The sequence below is a fragment of the Nocardia sp. NPDC059228 genome (assembly GCF_042754245.1).
Taxonomy (GTDB): domain Bacteria; phylum Actinomycetota; class Actinomycetes; order Mycobacteriales; family Mycobacteriaceae; genus Nocardia.
The window spans coordinates 472,535-489,077 of record NZ_JBHZAL010000002.1; the positions used below are offsets into that span (position 1 = coordinate 472,535).

Sequence of the window (16,543 nt, forward strand, 5' to 3'; positions counted from 1 at the left end):
GGTGGTCAGGTGCCGGCGGGCAGTCCGGCGAGGCCCGCCACCAGCGCCCGGGCGTCGGCGCGGGCGGTCGCGGCCCACGGTGCGCTCGGTTTGTGGATGCGCAGGGAGGCCACCCCGTGCACGGCGCACCAGATGCGCAGGGCGGTGGCGTGGCGGGCCTGTGGGTCGGTGCCGGGCACCTGCGGGTCGGCATCGGGCAGCAGCCGGGCGAGGCGGTCGAGCAGATCCAGGCCGGGGCCCTCGCCCTCGGTGTCGAGCGGATCGGGCCGCTCGAACAGCAATTGGTATGCGCCCGGGTGGTTTTCGGCCCAGGTCAGGTAGGCGCCGAGCAGGGCGTCGAGTCGTTCGGCGGGGCTCGCGGCTTCCGGGTCGGCGGCGTCGAGGTCGGCGCGCAGCCGGCCGAACAACTCGGCGATCACCGCGTAGTTCAGCGCGTCCTGGGAGGCGAAGTGCATGTAGACGGCGCTGGGTGCGACGCCGCAGGCGCGGGCGATGGCGCGTAGTGACGGCGCGGGCAGCGGCTGTGGTTCGAGCAGCAGGTCGATGGCCGCGGCGACGAGTTCGGCGCGCAGCCGCTCGCCTTCGCCGCGGGTTCGGCGCTGTCGGGTACCCGGCACGAAGTCCTCCTTGACAGAGATGACTGAACAGCTGTTAAGTATACATAGCTGAACACCTGTTCACCTAGGAGGAGAAATGACCGAGTGGTACCCGGCGACGGCGGTCGTCACCGGCGCGAGCAGCGGTATCGGCGCGGCCTTCGCCGCCGCCCTGGCCGCCCGCGGCTGCGATTTGATCCTGGTGGCCCGGCGCGAGCCGCGGCTGCGGGACCTGGCGAAGGAATTGGAAGTCGCGCACGGGGTTTCGGTGCGCGTACTCGCCGCGGACCTCGCGGATCCGGCCGGTGTGGCGCGGGTCGCCGAGGTCTGCGCCGATCCGCTGCATCCCGTCGGCATCCTGATCAACAACGCGGGTTTCGCCACCCACGGCGCGCTGGCCGACCATGCGGCCGGCCAGGTCCGTGCGGAGATCGCGGTGAATGTGGCCGCGCTGGCCGAGCTGACCCACGCCGCACTGCCGGCCATGGTGACCCGCGATCGCGGGGTGATCGTCAATATCGCCTCGACCGCGGCCTTCCAGCCGATTCCGTTCATGGCCCTCTACGGCGCGACCAAGGCCTTCGTGCTCTCCTTCACCGAGGCGCTGTGGGGCGAACTGGAGGGGTCGGGCGTCACCGCGCTGGCGGTCTGCCCGGGCGCGACCGACACCGAATTCTTCGATGTGGCAGGCGAAGCGGCGAGTGTCGGCAGCCGGCAGACACCACAGCAGGTGGTGGCCACCGCCCTGCGGGCACTGGATCGCCGCAACCCGCCGCCGAGCACCGTGTCCGGCACCGCCAATGCGGTCTCGTCGGGTCTGCCGCGAATCCTGCCGCGCCGCACCACCATCCGCGTGACCAGGCGTCTGGTGGGGTCGAAATGATGTTCGCGCTGCGCCCGAGCGAACTCGGCGATATCGATGCCATGCGCCTGCACCTGCACAGCGAGCGCACGGTGGCGGCCTCGGCGGCGCGCACCTTCGAGATCCTCGCCGCGGGGGAGGGGCAGACCGAGTGGGCGAACGGCTATCGCGCCACCACCTGGTACTCGAATGCCCGTGCCGCGGGCGCGATCCGCGATATCCACCTGCGCTGGATCACTGTGCGGGAACGCTTTCTGGCCTGGGAACCGGCCGTGCGCTTCACCTTCGGCGCGGACGCGATGTCGATTCCCCTGGCCCGCCGCATGATCGAGGACATCTCGTTCACGCCGATCGACGCCGGGCACTGCACCCTGACCTGGCAGGTCCACCTGGATCCGGCACCGGCACCGGCGCTCGCTCCGGTCGAGGCGCGGTTCGTGCGGTCGATGCTGACTCCGATGTTCGAGTCCTTCGCGGCCGGTCTCGCCGAGTTCGCAGCCGCGCATCCCGGTTAGGGGTGGTGGGTCACGCGCAGTGCAGCGCCGCCAGCAGGGTGGTCACGATGGGGGACGTGCGGCCCTCGCTGCGGGTGACGGCCGAGACCGGGATGCGCAGCGGGTGCCCCGTGAGCCGCAGGGTGGCGATGCCCTCGGTCTGGCTGTCGGCGTAGAGGATGGTCCAGGCGTCGGGCCGGTTGATGAGTTCCATGGTGGCGGTGTGGTCCGGCGGGATGGGCGGGCCGAAGACCGGCCCGGTGGGGAGGTCGGCGAAGGCGGCCCGCACCACATTGTGGAGCAGGACCTGTTCCGACTCGGGCGGGAGCAGCAGGGGATAGGCCCCCAATTCCGCGAGGGTGACATCGCCGCCGCGCGTGACGAGCGGGTGCGCGGTGGAGGTGGCGATGACCGGATCCTCGTCCCAGAGCTTCTCGACGGTCAGCCCCGGCTGGTCCACACTGCCCCGGATGAGGGCAAGGTCACAGTCGCCGTCGGCCACCGCCTGGATGCGCTGACGGAAGGGCTTGATGACGAATTCGATCTCCGCGCCCGGGTGCGCCTCGCGCGCGCCCGCGATGGCGGACAGTGATCTAGTTGCAAAGCTCATATTAGCCGCCAAGCGAATGCGCGGCCCGGAGGCCCGCACAGCTGCGCGAATGGCCGATTCGAGGCTCAGCATTTGCTTCGCAAGGGGAAGTAGCCGAGTGGTCGCGTCGGTCGGGACGACGGAGCGTGTGGACCGTTCGAAGAGGTTCACGCCGAGGTCGCGTTCCAGCCGGGCGATCTGATGACTGATAGCCGACTGCGAGATGAAGCATCGGCTCGCGGCCCGGCTGAAGCTCAGCTCCTCACAGACCGCCACGAAGTAGGCCAGTTGGCGCAGCTCCACGGCATTCTCCAATTCATGATCAACGTAGATAAGAGTCATCTTGATTATGCGCCCTGACACGTGGAACAACCGCGTTCCGAATCACGGTTAGTCATGACGGAAGGGAGCAGTCATGCAGTACGTGGAGGCGGGTATCGAAACCGCCGATGTCGTCATCGTCGGATCGGGCTTCGGTGGTCTCGCCGCTGCGAAGCAGTTGAACAAGTCGGGTGTCCGTTACGTCCTGATCTCGGGTACGCCCGAGCACCTCTTCCAGCCACTCCTCTATCAGGTCGCGACGGGTGTGCTGGCCTCGGACGAGATCGCGCCTCCCATGGCCAATATCCTGCGCAACCACAAGAACGGCGAGGTGCGGCTGGGCAAGGTCACCGCCATCGACGCCGCCAATGCGGTACTCACCTATGAGACATCCGAGGGTCCGCGCCGGATCCGGTACGGCAAGCTCATCGCCGCCACCGGCGCCAGCCAGTCGTACTTCGGCCGTGACGACTTCGCGGACAAGACGTTCTCGCTCAAGACCATCGACGACGCCCGCAACCTGCGCGCGCAGATCCAGCGCGTCTTCGAGCAGGCCAAGGATGCCGACCCCGAGACCCGCCGCCGGTTGCTGAGCTTCGTGGTGGTCGGCGCGGGCGCGACCGGCGTCGAGGTCGCCGGTCAGTTGAAGGAGCTCGCGAAGAGGTATTACCACCAGGAGGACACCGTCACCCTGGTGGAGGGCGCGGGCGTGGTGCTGCCGCCCTTCGGCGGGGGGCTGTCGGAATACGCCAAGGAGTCGCTGGAGCGCAGCGGCGTCGAGGTGCTGGTCGACACCTTCGTCACCGATATCGAGGACGGCAAGGTCACCGTCAAGAGCAAGGACGGCGTGGAGCGCCGGATCGCCGCCGAGACCGTGGTGTGGTCGGCGGGCGTGCAGGCCGGCGGCTTCGCCCGGGTGCTGGCCGAGGCCACCGGCTGCGAGACCGACCGCGCCGGCCGCCTGCTCATCAACCCCGACTGCACCGTCGGCGGCCACGCCGACATCTTCGCCATCGGTGACATGACCTACCTCAACGGCTACCCCGGCCAGTCGCCGGTGGCCATGCAGGAGGGCCGCCACGTCGCCGACATCATTCGCGGCAAGAAGCCCGCGGCCACTCCGTTCAAGTACTGGGACAAGGGCTCGATGGCGGTGATCAGCCGCTTCAGCGCGGTCACCAAGCTGAACGACAAGGTCAAGTTCACCGGCCTCATCGCCTGGGTGGCCTGGCTCGCGGTGCACATCTACTACCTGGTCGGCTTCCGCAACCGCTTCGCCGCGGTGCTGTCCTGGCTGGTCGCCTTCATCGGCAGCGGCCGGCCCGGCTTCAACGAGGTCGAAAAGGCCTCGGCCGCAAAGACTCCGGAGAAGTCACCGGTAGCGGCCTGACCGCAGGAACGAAACGAGCCGTTCGGCGATAGCGCCGGGCGGCTCGTTCCCGTTGTGGGGCAAGGTTAACCTGCGACTATGGCTGTTCCTACAACTCGATTGCTGGTGCTGGCGGTGGTGCGCCTGCTCCAGCCCGTGCACGGCTACGACGTGCGCCGCGAATTGCTGTCCTGGCATGCCGACGACTGGGCCAATGTGAAGCCCGGGTCGGTGTACGGGGCGCTGAACACGCTGGAGCGGGACGGTCTCATCTCGGTGGAGGGTGTCGGGCAGGAGGGGGCGCGGCCGGAGCGGCGCACGTATCGGCTGACTCCGGAGGGGGAGAAGGAATTCGGCGAGATGCTGCGCGAGTCGCTGTTCGCGGCCGACCAGCTCAAGCATCCGTATTTCGCGACGGTGTCGCTGTTTCCGCACGCGCCGAAGGTGGATGTGATTGCGGCGCTGCGCAGCCGGATCCTGCAGTTCGAGTCGAATCTGGTCTATCTCGAGCGCGAGGAGGAGCGGATTCTGGCCGGGAGCGGGGATCCGCGGGAGGCGGAGCCGCATCATGTCGCCGATGCGATCAATCTTGCTGCGGCACATGTGCGTGCGGATCTGGAGTGGTCGCGCCGGACCCTGCAGCGGATCGAGAGCGGGGAGCTGGATGCCTGGTCGGGGACCATGGGTGGGGCCCCGGTCCCGCCTCCGGTGAAGTAGTGTCGCCGCTCCCGGCGAAGTACTCAAGTTTTAATAGTCAAGCTTGACTATCTGGGTGGGTCGTTTCTACCGTTGAGACGTGGAAACGACATCACCCGTCCGCGGCGCACCCACCGACCCGGTCATCCGGGTCCGTGGGCTGGCCCGGACCTTCAAGACCAAAACCGGTGACGTGCAAGCGGTCACGGGTATCGACTTCGACGTGCGCTACGGCGAGATCATCGGACTGCTCGGCCCGAACGGGGCCGGCAAGACCACCACCCTGCGGATGATCTCGACGCTGCTGGCGCCCACCGCGGGCGAGGCCACCGTGGTCGGCGCCGACCTGCGCGCCGAGCCGCGGACGGTGCGCTCCCGCATCGGCTATGTGCCGCAGGGCGGATCGACCAATGAGACCGAATTGGTCGAGGACGAATTGATCCTGCAGGCAAGGCTTTTCGGGCTGTCCAGGGCCGAGGCCAGGCGCAATGCCGCCGACCTGGCCAAGGCGCTCGAATTCGACGGGCTGGAACGCCGCCGGTGCGGGCAGCTCTCCGGCGGGCAGCGCCGGCGGGTGGACATCGCGCTCGGCCTCGTGCACCGGCCCACGCTCATCTACCTCGACGAACCCACCACCGGGCTGGATCCGCAGAGCCGGGCCAACCTGTGGGACCACATCCGGCGGCTGCGCGACGAAGGCACCACCGTCGTACTCACCACCCACTATCTGGAGGAGGCGGACGCGCTCTGCGATCGCATCCTGGTGATGGACCACGGCACCATCGTCGCCGAAGGCACCCCCGATGAGCTGAAGCGGCGCATCTCCGGCGACGTGATCAGCCTCGAAATCGCTTCCGGCAGCGCCGATCTGGCCTTGGATGTCGCCGCCGAGGCGCTCGAACTGCGCTCCCGGCTGCGCACCGAGGGCCACGAGAACGGCCATGCCGGAAAGAGTCTCGTGCATCTCACCGTCGAACACGGTGACGCCGCGGTGGTCCCGCTGCTGCAGGCGCTCGGTGACAAGGGCATCACGCCCAGTTCGCTCACCGTCAAGCGTCCCAGCCTCGACGATGTGTTCCTCACGCTCACCGGGCGTTCACTCCGGGAAGGAGACCGGTCATGACCTTCCTGCGCGACACCGGACTGATCTACTGGTCCCAGGTCCGGGCCAATCTGCGCAATCCGGTCTGGGTGATCATCGGCCTGATGCAGCCGATCATCTATCTGGTCCTGTTCGGTCCCCTGGTGAAGGGCATCGCCCCGTCATTGGGCCCGGGCGCGGATCCGTGGAAGATCCTCACCCCGGCGCTGGTCATTCAGATCGGTTTGTTCGGAGCATTGTTCGTCGGCTTCGGCATCGTGGCCGAATGGCGCGCAGGCGTGATCGAACGGCAGCGGGTGACTCCCGCCTCGCGCGGCGCGCTGCTGCTGGGCCGGGTGCTCAAGGACATGACGGTGCTGCTGGTGCAGGCCCTGGTGCTGGTCGGGGTGGCCACGGCGGTCTTCGGGCTGCGGCCGAATCCGGGCGGCCTGGTGCTGTCGTTGCTGCTGATCGCGGTCATGGGTGCGGGGCTGGCGTCCGCGTCCTATGCGCTGGGCCTGTGGGCGCGCTCGGAGGACACCCTGGCCTCGCTGCTGAACTCGGTCTCGGTGCCGATCATGCTGCTGTCGGGCATCCTGTTGCCGATGACGGTGGGACCGAAGTGGCTGCAGGACATCGCGAAGGTGAATCCGTTCTCGCACACCGTGGACGCGGCGCGGGCGCTGTTCCGCGGTGACTTCGGGGCGCACGAGGTCTATGTCGGCACCGCCGTCACCATCGTGGTCTCACTGCTGCTGATCCTGGTCGCCTCCCGCAGCTTCGCCCGGGAGAACGCCTGACCCGGGCGGCTCTTCGCTGCCGGCGAAAAGTTGTTGACCTGAACAGAGGTTCAGGTTTCACGATGGCTGTATGCCTGAAAACACGAAAAGGGCCCTGATCACCGGGGCGTCGGCGGGCTTCGGCCGGGCGGTCGCGCTCGCGCTCGCCGAACGGAATTGGGAGCTGATCCTCGTCGCTCGCGGCGCGGATCGGCTCGACCGGGTGCGGGCCGCGACCGGCGCGCACGCCATCGCGGGAGATGTCGCCGACCCGGCGGTGCGCGAGCGCATCGCCGAGTCCGTCGGCCCCGGCCGGCTGGACCTGGTGCTCAACAACGCCAGTGCACTCGGCCCGAGCCCGCTCCCGACCCTGGACCGCTACCCGCTGGACGAACTCGCCGCCGTCCTCGACACCAATGTGATTGCACCCCTGGCGATTCTGCAGCTCACCCTGACCGCACTCCGGGCCTCCGACGGCGTGGTGGTGGACATCAGCTCCGACGCCGCCGTCGGCGGTTACCAGGGCTGGGGCGGCTACGGCGCCTCCAAGGCCGCACTGGACCAGCTCACCAATGTGCTCGCGGCCGAGAATCCCCAGCTGCGCGTCTACAGCTTCGATCCCGGCGACATGCGCACCGAGATGCACCAGGCCGCCTTCCCCGGTGAGGACATCTCCGATCGCCCCGAGCCGGAAACCGTTGTGCCCGCGCTGCTGCACCTCCTCGAGTCGCGCCCGCCGAGCGGCCGCTACCTCGCGTCCGAACTGTCGGTGGCGTCATGACCCTCGGTATGGAGGAGCTCGCGTTCACGCTGCCCGACGAGCTGTCGGCGACCAGCCCGCCCGAGGCGCGCGGCCTGGCGCGTGACGAGGTCCGGATGCTCGTCTGCGACGCCGGGACGGTCACCCATGCGCGGTTCCGGGAACTGCCGAGGTTCCTGCGCGCCGGAGACCTTGTGGTGGTGAACAATTCGGCCATGCTCAGCGCCGCGGTGGACGCGCGGTACGGCGATGCGGCCGCGGTGCTGCACTTCTCGACCTGGCTCGACGACGGTCGCTGGGTGGTCGAACTGCGCGACCCCGCGGGCGTGCCGTGGCGCGGGCGGGCGCTGAAACCGGGTGCGCGCGTTACCCTTCCGGCCGGTCACATCGCCACCGTGCGCACCCGCTGGCCGCGCGGCAGCGACCGCCTGTGGGCCGCGGACATCGAAGCCGCGTCCGAGCATGCCCGCGTCGGGAATCCGACCGCCGCTGGGGTCCGTGGTGTCGCCGCTGCGGGACGCGGTGACGCCGCAAGGACCGCCAGCGCAGCAGTGGAGGACGACCGGGTGGGTGGCGGACTGGCCGAGAAGCGTGCCGACCACGGGGTCGATCGGGCGGAGGCGGATGTGCGGGCGCTGCTCGCACGGTACGGCCGTCCGATCTCCTACTCCTACCTCACCGGGCGGTGGTCGGCCGCCTACTATCGGACGGTCTTCGGGCTCGAGCCGGGCAGTGCCGAAATGCCCAGTGCAGGGCGGCCTTTCACCGAAGCGCTGGTGACCGAGCTGGTGGCGGGCGGGGTGGGGTTCGCGCCGATCACGCTGCACACCGGGGTGTCCTCGCCGGAGTCCGGGGAGCCGCCGAGTCCGGAGCGGTTCGCGGTGCCGGAGATGACGGCGCGGCTGGTCAACGCCACGCATGCGGCGGGCGGCCGGGTGGTGGCGGTGGGCACCACGGTCACCCGGGCGCTCGAAACCGCCACCGCCGCAGACGGTCTGGTGCGTCCGATGGCCGGTTGGACCGAGCTGGTGCTCGACGGGGATCGTCCCGCGCGGGCGGTGGACGGGCTGATCACCGGCTGGCACGCGCCGGGCGCCTCGCATCTGCGTCTGCTCGAATCCGTGGCGGGCGGGGCGGTGGTGCGGGAGGCGTACCGGGTGGCGCTCGACTCCGGGTATCTCTGGCACGAATTCGGTGATTCCGCCTTGCTCTTCCGGAACTGACTGGTCGTCGTTCCGGAAGTGGACCCCCACGATGCAAGGCCCACCCGGTGGGCGTAGGCTGATTTCTTCCGCGTTGCCGACCGCTCGCGGACGCGGGTCCGGGCTCGCCGCAACGTCTTACGGGCTCGGCGCGCGGCCTTCCAGAGCCGCCGGTACCCCGCCGGGATACGAGCATTTGTCCTGGTAGAGAACGTTGCGAGGCGGCCGGATGAACTCCCGGTGCGGTCTGCGTCGCGTTCACCGGACTGGCATCGGCAGGTAATCCGGCGGTCGCTCCAGCGCAGTCTGGGACTGGCTTGATCAAGCCTATGACCACCATGGCAGCGTCGAATTCCAGCCTGCTGGCAGCCGCGTCGAAGCCCGCCCCGGAAGCGCCCCGCACCACCGGACGGTCCCAGTACTCCCTGGTCGTCTCCTCCGATGCCGAGCACCGCGAGGCCGCACAGCGGCTGCGCTACCAGGTGTTCGCCAATGAGCCGGGCTTCACCATTCCCGACAACGGAACCGGCCTGGACGCCGACCGTTTCGACGACCACTGCGATCACCTGCTGGTGCGTGACGAGCTCACCGAGCAGTTCGTCGGCTGCTACCGCATGCTGCCCCCGGACAAGGTGACCGCCGCCGGCGGATACTACACCGCCACCGAATTCGACTTGGCCGCACTGGATCCCGTCGGTCACCGGATCGTCGAGATGGGCCGCGCCTGCGTGGTGCCCGATCACCGCAACGGTTCGGTGCTGACGCTGATGTGGGCGGGCATCCTGCACTACATCCAGCTCACCGGATACGACTGGGTGATGGGCTGCGTCTCGGTACCGATGCGGATGACGCCCGAGGACGAGCCGGGCGTGAACGTGCGCGGCGTGCGCGACATGCTGCTGCGCAAGCACGCGCTGGAGGCGGAACGCCATGTGCGCCCGTACAACCCGGTGGTGGTGGACGGCCGCACCCTCGACGAGCTGGCAGCTCCCGCCCGCCCCAAGCTACCCCCGCTGCTGAGCGGCTACCTACGCCTGGGCGCGCAGATCTGCGGCGAGCCCGCCCACGACCCGGACTTCGCGGTCGCCGACTTCGTCGCCCTGCTCGGCCTCGAGACCATCAACACCCGCTACCTGGAGCGCCTGCAGGGCGCGGCCAACAGCCTGGATGCCCGGTGATGCCCCATGATGCCCGCACTGCTCTCCCCGGAGACCGGATCGCTCTCGTGCCCGCCGGCCGAGGCCTCCGCCCACGCCTGGATGCCCCACAGTCCCTGCGGCTCTTCGTGTGTCGACGCTTCCGCTGAGGCGGGCACGCTGCGGGTGGCCGCCCGGATCGCTGGCATCGCCGGGGTCCTGCTGAGCTTCCCGATCGCGCACTACGCCACCCCGCGCCGCCGTCGCGCCGGGCTGCAGCGCCGCTATGCGCGAGCCCTGCTGGCCTGCTGCGGAATTCGCGTCCGCATCGTCGACAACCGCGCCCCCGAGGACCGTCGCGAGGGCGGTGTGCTGATCGCGGCCCGCCACATCGGCTGGACCGACATCGTGGCCCTCACCGCCGTCGAGCCCATGTCCTTCGTGGCCCGCGCCGACCTGGTCGAGTGGCCGATGCTCGGCGATGTCGCCAAGCGGGTCCGCGTCATCCCGATCGAGCGTGAACGCCTGCGGCAGCTGCCGTCGGTCATCGCGACCATGGCCGACCGCCTGCGCGCCGGCGAGCGCGTCACCTTCTTCCCCGAGGGCACCACCTGGTGCGGCCGCGCCCACGGCAGCCTGCGTCCCGCCCTGTTCCAGGCCGCCATCGACTCCGATACCCCGGTGCAGCCCATCCGCCTGCGCTACCTCGACCGCGCCGGCGACCTGTCGACCATTCCCGGCTTCGTCGGCATCGACTCGCTGGCCGACTCGTTCCGCCGGGTCCTGCGCTCCAAGGGCGTCGTCGCCGAGATCGCCCTGCAGCCGCAGCTGCTCCCCGACACCGACCGCCATGAGCTGGCCCGACGCTGCGAACAGACCCTGGAGGGCGACACCGTCGCCCGCGCCTTCACCGACGTCATCCACGGCTCCGAGCATCTCGAGGCCGTCGGCACGGGTGCGGTCCGACGTGCGGAGACACCGCGGGCGACCGCCGGGAAGTGACTCGCCCGCGAGTGGCCCGGGACTGATCAGGAATCGAGAAGCGCTGGTCAGTGGCGCGACCGTAGCGTTGCTGACATGACTTCCATCGAGAACATCACCCTCGACGTCGCGGACGTCGACGCCGCGGCCAGCTTCTACTCCACCGCGTTCGGGCTGGACTCGCAGCTGCTGGGCTTCCGAGCCACCCAGGAGCCCAGCACCGGATTCCGCGGATACACGCTCTCGCTGACGGTGGCACAGCCGGCCGACGCCGACGCTTATCTGGATGCCGCGCTGGCGGCGGGCGCGACCGCGCTCCAGCCCGCGGCCAAGTCGATGTGGGGTTACGGCGGCGTGGTGCAGGCCCCGGACGGCGCGATCTGGAAGGTCGCGACCTCCTCGAAGAAGAACAGCGGTCCGGCGGCCAAGCGCTTCGACTCCATGGTGTTGCTGCTGGGTGTGGAGAACATCGGCGCGAGCAAGCGCTTCTATGTCGATCACGGGCTGCCGGTGGCCAAGAGCTTCGGGCCGATGTACGTGGAGTTCGACACCGGCTCGAGCCCGGTGAAGCTGGCCCTGTACAAGCGCCGCGCCCTGGCCAAGGATGCCGGGGTCTCCTCCGACGGCAGCGGGTCCCACCGCCTCGTCGTCGGCGGCGCGGCGACCTTCACCGATCCGGACGGATTCGCCTGGGAGACCACGTCCCAGCATGCCGCCCGCTGATTCGTCACCGTTGTCGCGGGCGGTTGACAGCCGTACCGGAATGCCGTCGGTATCGTCGGCGAAGCGGAGCAAATTAGGGGCTTCGGGTGGGGACTCGGTGCATTAGGGACTTGTGCAGGCGTCCAGTTTCAAACGTGCCTGAAACGGCATAGTTCTCGCGGTCAGGGGCGACTTGTCGGTAACACACCAACCCGTCTGTTCGACGGGAAGGCAACCGAACAACAACGTCTGGAAGCGAATTCGAAAATGTCGGCTAGGACATTCCCGGTCATGGTGATCGCCGCGGCCGCAGTCGCACTATGGGCGCCGCTGGCCGGCGCGGACCCGACCGCGACGACACAGCCCGCCCCGGGCGCCGGCCTCGGTGTGGACGTCGGCATCGGACCCGGCGGGGTGAACGTGGGCGTCGACGTCCAAGGCGGAGGCGGCGGCAATGCCGGTGCGTCCGTCCAGCCTAGCGCCGGCGCGAATGCCGGTGGTGGGGTGCAGGTCGGCGGTGGCGCGCAGACGGGTGGCAATGCCGGTGGTGGCGTGCAGGTCGGCGGTGGCGCGCAGACCGGTGGCAATGCCGGTGGTGGCGTGCAGGTCGGTGGCGGTACGCAGGTCGGCGGTGACGCGAATGGCGGCGTGCAGGTCGGCGGCGGTACGCAGACCGGTGGCAATGCCGGTGGTGGCGTGCAGGTCGGTGGCGGTACGCAGACCGGCGGGGATGCCAACGGTGGTGTCCAGGTCGGTGGCGGTACGCAGGTCGGCGGTGACGCGAATGGTGGCGTGCAGATCGGCGGCGGCACCCAGGTCGGCGGTGACGCGAATGGTGGTGTGCAGGTCGGCGGCGGCGTCCAGACCGGTGGCAATGCCAACGGTGGCGTGCAGATCGGTGGCGGTACGCAGGTTGGCGGGGATGCCAATGGTGGTGTGCAGGTTGGTGGCGGTACGCAGATCGGTGGCAATGCCGGTGGTGGCGTGCAGGTTGGTGGCGGTACGCAGATCGGTGGCAATGCCGGTGGTGGCGTGCAGGTCGGTGGCGGTACGCAGATCGGTGGCAATGCCGGTGGCGGAGTACAGGCCGGCGGGAACACCGACATCGGCGGCAGCGCACTGGGTGGCATCGATCTGGTGACGGCCGGAGCCGCGGCGGCCGGTGCGGACACGGTGTACGGCATGGCGATTCCGGTCGGTGCGACCACCGGCATCCCGGGTGGCACGGCGGTCACCGATCAGGTTCCGCCGGGTGGCTACGTGATCCCCAAGGGCGCGCCCGAAACCGGCGCGGGCGGCATGGCCGCCCAGGTGAGCGCGCAGTGAGCATCGCGAAGGGAAACGCCGTGGGCGCGTTGAGAATCCGTAGACCACTACGCGGTGCGCTCATCGCCGTGGTGGCGATCATCCTGGCCCTGATGACCGGTTGTTCGTCCTCCGGCGCAACCCATTCGGCCGCGAGCACGACCACCGCGGCCGCGTCCGCCTCCGGGGTGAAGACGGCGGCCGCGATCAGCCGGTCCACTCCGGTGTCGTTCGACATCGCCTCGATCAAGGCCTCGGGATCGCTGATCGCGGTGGGGCTCAATGCCGATGGCTCGGTCCAGGTGCCTTCCGACTACCTGCAGGCCGGCTGGTATCAGCAGGGTCCCGCGCCGGGCGAGCAGGGCTCGGCGGTCATCCTCGGCCACGTCGACTCCTACAAGGGCACCGGCGTCTTCTTCTACCTGAAGAAGGTGAAGCCGGGCGACATGATCGACGTGAAGCGCGCGGACGGCAAGACCGCGCACTTCAAGGTCACCGATGTCCGCATGTACCTGAAATCCCAGTTCCCCGACCAGCTCGTCTTCGGTCCCCGCGGCGGCGCGACGCTGCAGGTGGTCACCTGTGGCGGCCAATTCGACCAGGCTGCCAAGAGTTACGAGTCCAACGTGGTGGTCTTCTCGTCCCTCGATTCGGTGACCTAGCCGCGCTCGGGGCGCGCGGCGGTCCTGTGAGTCTGCTGTGGCCCCGATTGTCCGAATGTCGGCGTGTCGCGCTGTCGCGTCCGCTGAGACTCGGCGATGTTGTTGGCAGAGAACAGATTTCGGCGCATCGTGGTGCGGCAGATCGCGCCACACCGGACTTGCCGGTGGTGACACCGACTAGCTACGTTCCCGTGCGCACTATTCGGATCGACCGACAGCGGAGGTGGACATGCAGACCTTTGCGCAGAACCTCGGAACGATCGGCAACGACGCGTTGTCGATCGGGCAGGGAATGCTCGTGATGCTCACCGACATCATCGGTATGGGTGGCACCGGCTACGCCGGCGCCGGTCAGTACCCGTTCGGCTGATCGGGCAGTGGCCGAACCGTCCCGCAGGTCTTCGTCGGCTGCGGGGCGGTAAGGCCCACCGGGGTCAGTACTCGCCCTTGATGACGAAGTACGAGCCGCGAATGGTGCCGGCCAGCTTCGACTTCTGCCGCGCGAACTTGAATTGCGAGGCGAGCTCCGCGGGGACTTCCATCCCGTCGGAGAGCTTGAACCCGACCGCTCGCTTCTTGGCGTCGTCGACGGTGTACATCACATTGATCGACAGGCCGTTCTGATAGAACACGTAGGCGATTCGAATGTCCTCGACCTGGAAGGCCGTCGCCTCGAGGGGCTTCGAGGAGATGACGAGGGACCGCTCCTCCGCGAGGATCCGGTTCACCCACTCGATGGTCTCCTGGGCATCCTCCGCGGGCTCCACCGTGAAGACGTGGTCGTACTTGTTCTTGAAGTACCGGGCCTCGTTCGCCCGCAATCCGGCGAGCGCGGGTGCGACCGGCGACGACTCCAGTCCCTCGGTCGAGACGTTCACGAAGTCAACAACATACGGCATGGCTAATTCCTTCACACGAATGTCCGATCAGGCCGGACGGTGCTCTCGGACAGGCCGCGGTAATCCTAGTCGCGCCCGCCCGGCCGATCGGTAACCCGAAGGCGTCACGGGCGTTTCGCGGATGCTTCCCATTCGAAGCCATCCGGATCGACGAACGAGGTGGTGGCGCCGCTGACAACGATTCCGTGCGGGCCCGAGCCGGTCGGCGGCACGCCGGCGTCCTTGGCGGCGGCCGCGAGGGGGTACATGGCGAGCTTGACGGGAGAGTCGGGGAGGGCGAACTCGACGTACTTGCTGCCGAAGCTCTTCGAAACGGTGAGGCCGCGGTCGAGGTAGAACTGCTTGCTGGCCTTCACGTTCTCGACCCCGAGCAGCAGGACGACGCTGTCGACCTCGCGGGTGGCGGGGCCGGTGTTCTTCTTCTGGGAGGTGGTGACCTTCCAGACGGTGCCGTCCGGGCCCTGGATGACGGCGCCGTAGCCCCAGAGGCTCTTCTTGGCCGGCTTCAGGATGGTGAATCCGTTCTGCAGCGCGCCGGCGATGAGGTTGTCGGCGGTGCCGGGCTGGGTGACGACCAGGGACAGCATGAATCCGCGGAAGCCCTCCGCCGGGGCGGCGGCGGGACGGAAGGTCAGCCTGGCGCCGAGGCCGAAGGCGGCTTCATAGGCGGCCGCGGTGGCGGCGGGATCGGCAGCCTCGAGGCTGACATTGATTTCGGTGGTGGTGGCGGTGTTCGTCATGCCGATAACGCTAAATTTCGGCCCGGCCGGCGACATCCGTGCCGACCACGGATCCCGCCACGGATTCAGGGTCGGTGGATGCCGAGGTTGGCGAAACGCTCCAGCAGCACCGTCAGGTGCACACCGATGGACTCGGTGCGCAGGCGGTGACTGCGCGCCAGCGTCACCAGGCCGTGCAGGGCGGCCCAGAACACCTCGGTGTCGGTGTCGGCGTCCGGATCGATGCCGCCGGGGGATGCCCTGATCACCGACCGCATTTCGTCGAAGGCGCGGCGTAACTGCTCGGGCGTCTCGGCGCTGTCGAAGGCGAGATCGGTGGCCTGGACGAACATGGCGTCGTAGAGCGCCGGCTGGGACAACCCGAATTCGACATAGGCGGTGGCCAGGGCGCCCAGGCGCTGCCCGGGGGTCTCGCGCCCAGCGCCCGCGGCGTGCAGATCGTCGGCCAGCTCGGCGAAGCCCTGCACGGCCACCGCCGCCGCGATGGCCTCCATGCTCGTGAAATGGCTGTAGAGCACGGGCTGGCTGTACTCGATGCAATCGGCCAGCCGGCGCGTGGTCACCGCCGCCCAGCCATCGTCCTCGGCGAGTCTGCGCGCGGTGTCGATGATCAGCTGACGCCTGGCGGCTCGTTCCCGCTCGCGCCGTTGCTGAATCGTCATCGCCTCATCGCATCGGCCGTAAAGTTATCTAGCTACCGCCTCTGAATATAGAGGCGACATGAATTCTACCATCGCTAGAAATCGTCATCGGTGAGCAGAAGGAGCCATTGTGGGTTACCCGATATTGCCGGAAGTGCGTGCCCTGCAACGGACTTGGGATTCGGTCAGCAATCCGCGCGCCGCACTGCAGGCCTCCCGGCGCTGTCGTTGTTCGTCCATGCCGTCGCGGGCTGTGACGAGCCATCCGTCCGACGGGGAAACACACATGCGGACAAGAGAACTCGGCGCCCAGGGCCCGACGGTCTCCGCGCAGAGGCTCGGCTGTATGGGCGTGAGCGTCGCCTCCGGCGCGGCCGACGACCGGTCGAGGTCACCGCTCGGCCATCACCTGGCCTTGGTCGTGGACGGGGTGGTGGTCGGCACATCGATCACATCCGGTATCTGGCCACCGCCGAAAACCGGTACCGAGGTCGTCGAAGTCGGCGGGGTGAGCGGACTGCTGTGGTGGCTGCCGCAGCCCGCGAGGGCCACTGCCGCCAGCGCAATCGACGCCACTGTGATCAGGTGCTTGGGCACGTATCGACCTTCCGTGTGGGATCGGTCGCGGCCGCGCCCCACACCACCCCATTGCCCATGTACCGGTGCGTGTGCGGTCGACCGCGTTGAAAACCAGGGCCGGTCCGCGAGTCGGTACCGGCCGCACCGAA

General features: G+C 68.7%; 20 protein-coding genes. 13 read left to right on the forward strand and 7 right to left on the reverse strand.

The features are described 5' to 3' along the window. Positions 1 to 5 precede the first annotated feature (5 nt). Positions 6 to 617, reverse strand: coding sequence for a TetR/AcrR family transcriptional regulator (locus tag ACFXKA_RS06060; protein WP_379426315.1), 612 nt, complete (start codon positions 615 to 617; stop codon positions 6 to 8). A gap of 76 nt (positions 618 to 693) precedes the next feature. Between ACFXKA_RS06060 and ACFXKA_RS06065 the strand changes: the two genes are divergently transcribed. Continuing rightward, positions 694 to 1,479: an SDR family NAD(P)-dependent oxidoreductase gene (locus ACFXKA_RS06065; RefSeq protein ID WP_379426316.1), complete on the forward strand. Its 786-nt coding sequence runs from the start codon at positions 694 to 696 to the stop codon at positions 1,477 to 1,479. Next, complete coding sequence (locus tag ACFXKA_RS06070) at positions 1,476 to 1,973, forward strand: SRPBCC family protein (protein WP_379426317.1); 498 nt, start codon at positions 1,476 to 1,478, stop codon at positions 1,971 to 1,973. Before ACFXKA_RS06065 ends, ACFXKA_RS06070 begins: the two co-directional genes overlap by 4 nt. Before the next feature lie 10 nt (positions 1,974 to 1,983). On the opposite strand, the gene ACFXKA_RS06075 is transcribed toward ACFXKA_RS06070, so the two are convergent. Then, the gene (locus ACFXKA_RS06075; protein WP_354835356.1) at positions 1,984 to 2,844 is read right to left on the reverse strand and encodes a LysR family transcriptional regulator; all 861 of its coding nucleotides are present in this window, start codon (positions 2,842 to 2,844) and stop codon (positions 1,984 to 1,986) included. Positions 2,845 to 2,956: 112 nt separating this feature from the next. Here ACFXKA_RS06075 and ACFXKA_RS06080 point away from each other — a divergent pair, with 112 nt between their 5' ends. The 9 genes from ACFXKA_RS06080 to ACFXKA_RS06120 all read left to right on the forward strand — a co-directional run bounded on the left by ACFXKA_RS06080 (position 2,957) and on the right by ACFXKA_RS06120 (position 11,589). Beyond that, positions 2,957 to 4,252, forward strand: a complete 1,296-nt coding sequence (locus tag ACFXKA_RS06080) for an NAD(P)/FAD-dependent oxidoreductase (RefSeq protein WP_379426318.1) — start codon at positions 2,957 to 2,959, stop codon at positions 4,250 to 4,252. A 78-nt stretch (positions 4,253 to 4,330) separates the two neighbouring features. Continuing rightward, positions 4,331 to 4,948, forward strand: coding sequence for a PadR family transcriptional regulator (locus tag ACFXKA_RS06085; protein WP_354835188.1), 618 nt, complete (start codon positions 4,331 to 4,333; stop codon positions 4,946 to 4,948). Between the two features lie 79 nt (positions 4,949 to 5,027). After that, entirely contained in the window at positions 5,028 to 6,050 is a 1,023-nt protein-coding gene (locus tag ACFXKA_RS06090; RefSeq protein WP_379426319.1) for an ATP-binding cassette domain-containing protein, read from the forward strand. Beyond that, positions 6,047 to 6,808, forward strand: a complete 762-nt coding sequence (locus ACFXKA_RS06095; protein WP_379382217.1) for an ABC transporter permease — start codon at positions 6,047 to 6,049, stop codon at positions 6,806 to 6,808. The genes ACFXKA_RS06090 and ACFXKA_RS06095 overlap by 4 nt, the downstream gene beginning before the upstream one ends. A gap of 70 nt (positions 6,809 to 6,878) precedes the next feature. After that, positions 6,879 to 7,568 carry an SDR family NAD(P)-dependent oxidoreductase gene (locus ACFXKA_RS06100; protein ID WP_379426320.1) on the forward strand — a complete coding sequence of 230 codons (690 nt, stop codon included), beginning with the start codon at positions 6,879 to 6,881 and terminating at the stop codon, positions 7,566 to 7,568. After that, positions 7,565 to 8,770 carry an S-adenosylmethionine:tRNA ribosyltransferase-isomerase gene (locus ACFXKA_RS06105; RefSeq protein ID WP_379426321.1) on the forward strand — a complete coding sequence of 402 codons (1,206 nt, stop codon included), beginning with the start codon at positions 7,565 to 7,567 and terminating at the stop codon, positions 8,768 to 8,770. The genes ACFXKA_RS06100 and ACFXKA_RS06105 overlap by 4 nt, the downstream gene beginning before the upstream one ends. Before the next feature lie 308 nt (positions 8,771 to 9,078). Continuing rightward, a complete protein-coding gene (locus ACFXKA_RS06110; RefSeq protein WP_354835198.1) occupies positions 9,079 to 9,927 on the forward strand; it encodes a GNAT family N-acyltransferase in 849 nt (282 codons plus the stop codon). Between the two features lie 6 nt (positions 9,928 to 9,933). Next, entirely contained in the window at positions 9,934 to 10,887 is a 954-nt protein-coding gene (locus tag ACFXKA_RS06115) for a lysophospholipid acyltransferase family protein (protein WP_354835200.1), read from the forward strand. Positions 10,888 to 10,962: 75 nt separating this feature from the next. Next, positions 10,963 to 11,589 (forward strand): VOC family protein, encoded by a 627-nt coding sequence (locus tag ACFXKA_RS06120; protein WP_379426322.1) that lies wholly within the window; start codon positions 10,963 to 10,965, stop codon positions 11,587 to 11,589. 297 nt (positions 11,590 to 11,886) lie between these two features. Here the strand turns inward: ACFXKA_RS06120 and ACFXKA_RS06125 are convergent, their stop codons facing one another. Continuing rightward, on the reverse strand, positions 11,887 to 12,942 hold the full coding sequence (locus ACFXKA_RS06125; RefSeq protein WP_379426323.1) for a hypothetical protein: 1,056 nt from the start codon (positions 12,940 to 12,942) through the stop codon (positions 11,887 to 11,889). Between ACFXKA_RS06125 and ACFXKA_RS06130 the strand changes: the two genes are divergently transcribed. Together ACFXKA_RS06130 and ACFXKA_RS06135 are read left to right on the forward strand one after the other, a co-directional pair. Continuing rightward, the gene (locus tag ACFXKA_RS06130) at positions 12,915 to 13,535 is read left to right on the forward strand and encodes a class F sortase (RefSeq protein ID WP_379426324.1); all 621 of its coding nucleotides are present in this window, start codon (positions 12,915 to 12,917) and stop codon (positions 13,533 to 13,535) included. The two genes, ACFXKA_RS06125 and ACFXKA_RS06130, sit on opposite strands and share 28 nt — an antisense overlap. Positions 13,536 to 13,758: 223 nt before the next feature. Next, positions 13,759 to 13,905 carry a hypothetical protein gene (locus tag ACFXKA_RS06135; RefSeq protein ID WP_354835208.1) on the forward strand — a complete coding sequence of 49 codons (147 nt, stop codon included), beginning with the start codon at positions 13,759 to 13,761 and terminating at the stop codon, positions 13,903 to 13,905. A gap of 64 nt (positions 13,906 to 13,969) precedes the next feature. On the opposite strand, the gene ACFXKA_RS06140 is transcribed toward ACFXKA_RS06135, so the two are convergent. From ACFXKA_RS06140 to ACFXKA_RS06155, 4 genes are all read right to left on the reverse strand, one after another. Next, positions 13,970 to 14,434: a phage tail protein gene (locus tag ACFXKA_RS06140; RefSeq protein WP_354835210.1), complete on the reverse strand. Its 465-nt coding sequence runs from the start codon at positions 14,432 to 14,434 to the stop codon at positions 13,970 to 13,972. 104 nt (positions 14,435 to 14,538) lie between these two features. Further along, on the reverse strand, positions 14,539 to 15,174 hold the full coding sequence (locus ACFXKA_RS06145) for a glyoxalase (RefSeq protein ID WP_379426325.1): 636 nt from the start codon (positions 15,172 to 15,174) through the stop codon (positions 14,539 to 14,541). Between the two features lie 65 nt (positions 15,175 to 15,239). Then, positions 15,240 to 15,836: a TetR/AcrR family transcriptional regulator gene (locus tag ACFXKA_RS06150; protein ID WP_379426326.1), complete on the reverse strand. Its 597-nt coding sequence runs from the start codon at positions 15,834 to 15,836 to the stop codon at positions 15,240 to 15,242. Between the two features lie 384 nt (positions 15,837 to 16,220). Further along, a complete protein-coding gene (locus ACFXKA_RS06155; RefSeq protein ID WP_354835216.1) occupies positions 16,221 to 16,412 on the reverse strand; it encodes a hypothetical protein in 192 nt (63 codons plus the stop codon). Between the last annotated feature and the right edge of the window lie 131 nt (positions 16,413 to 16,543).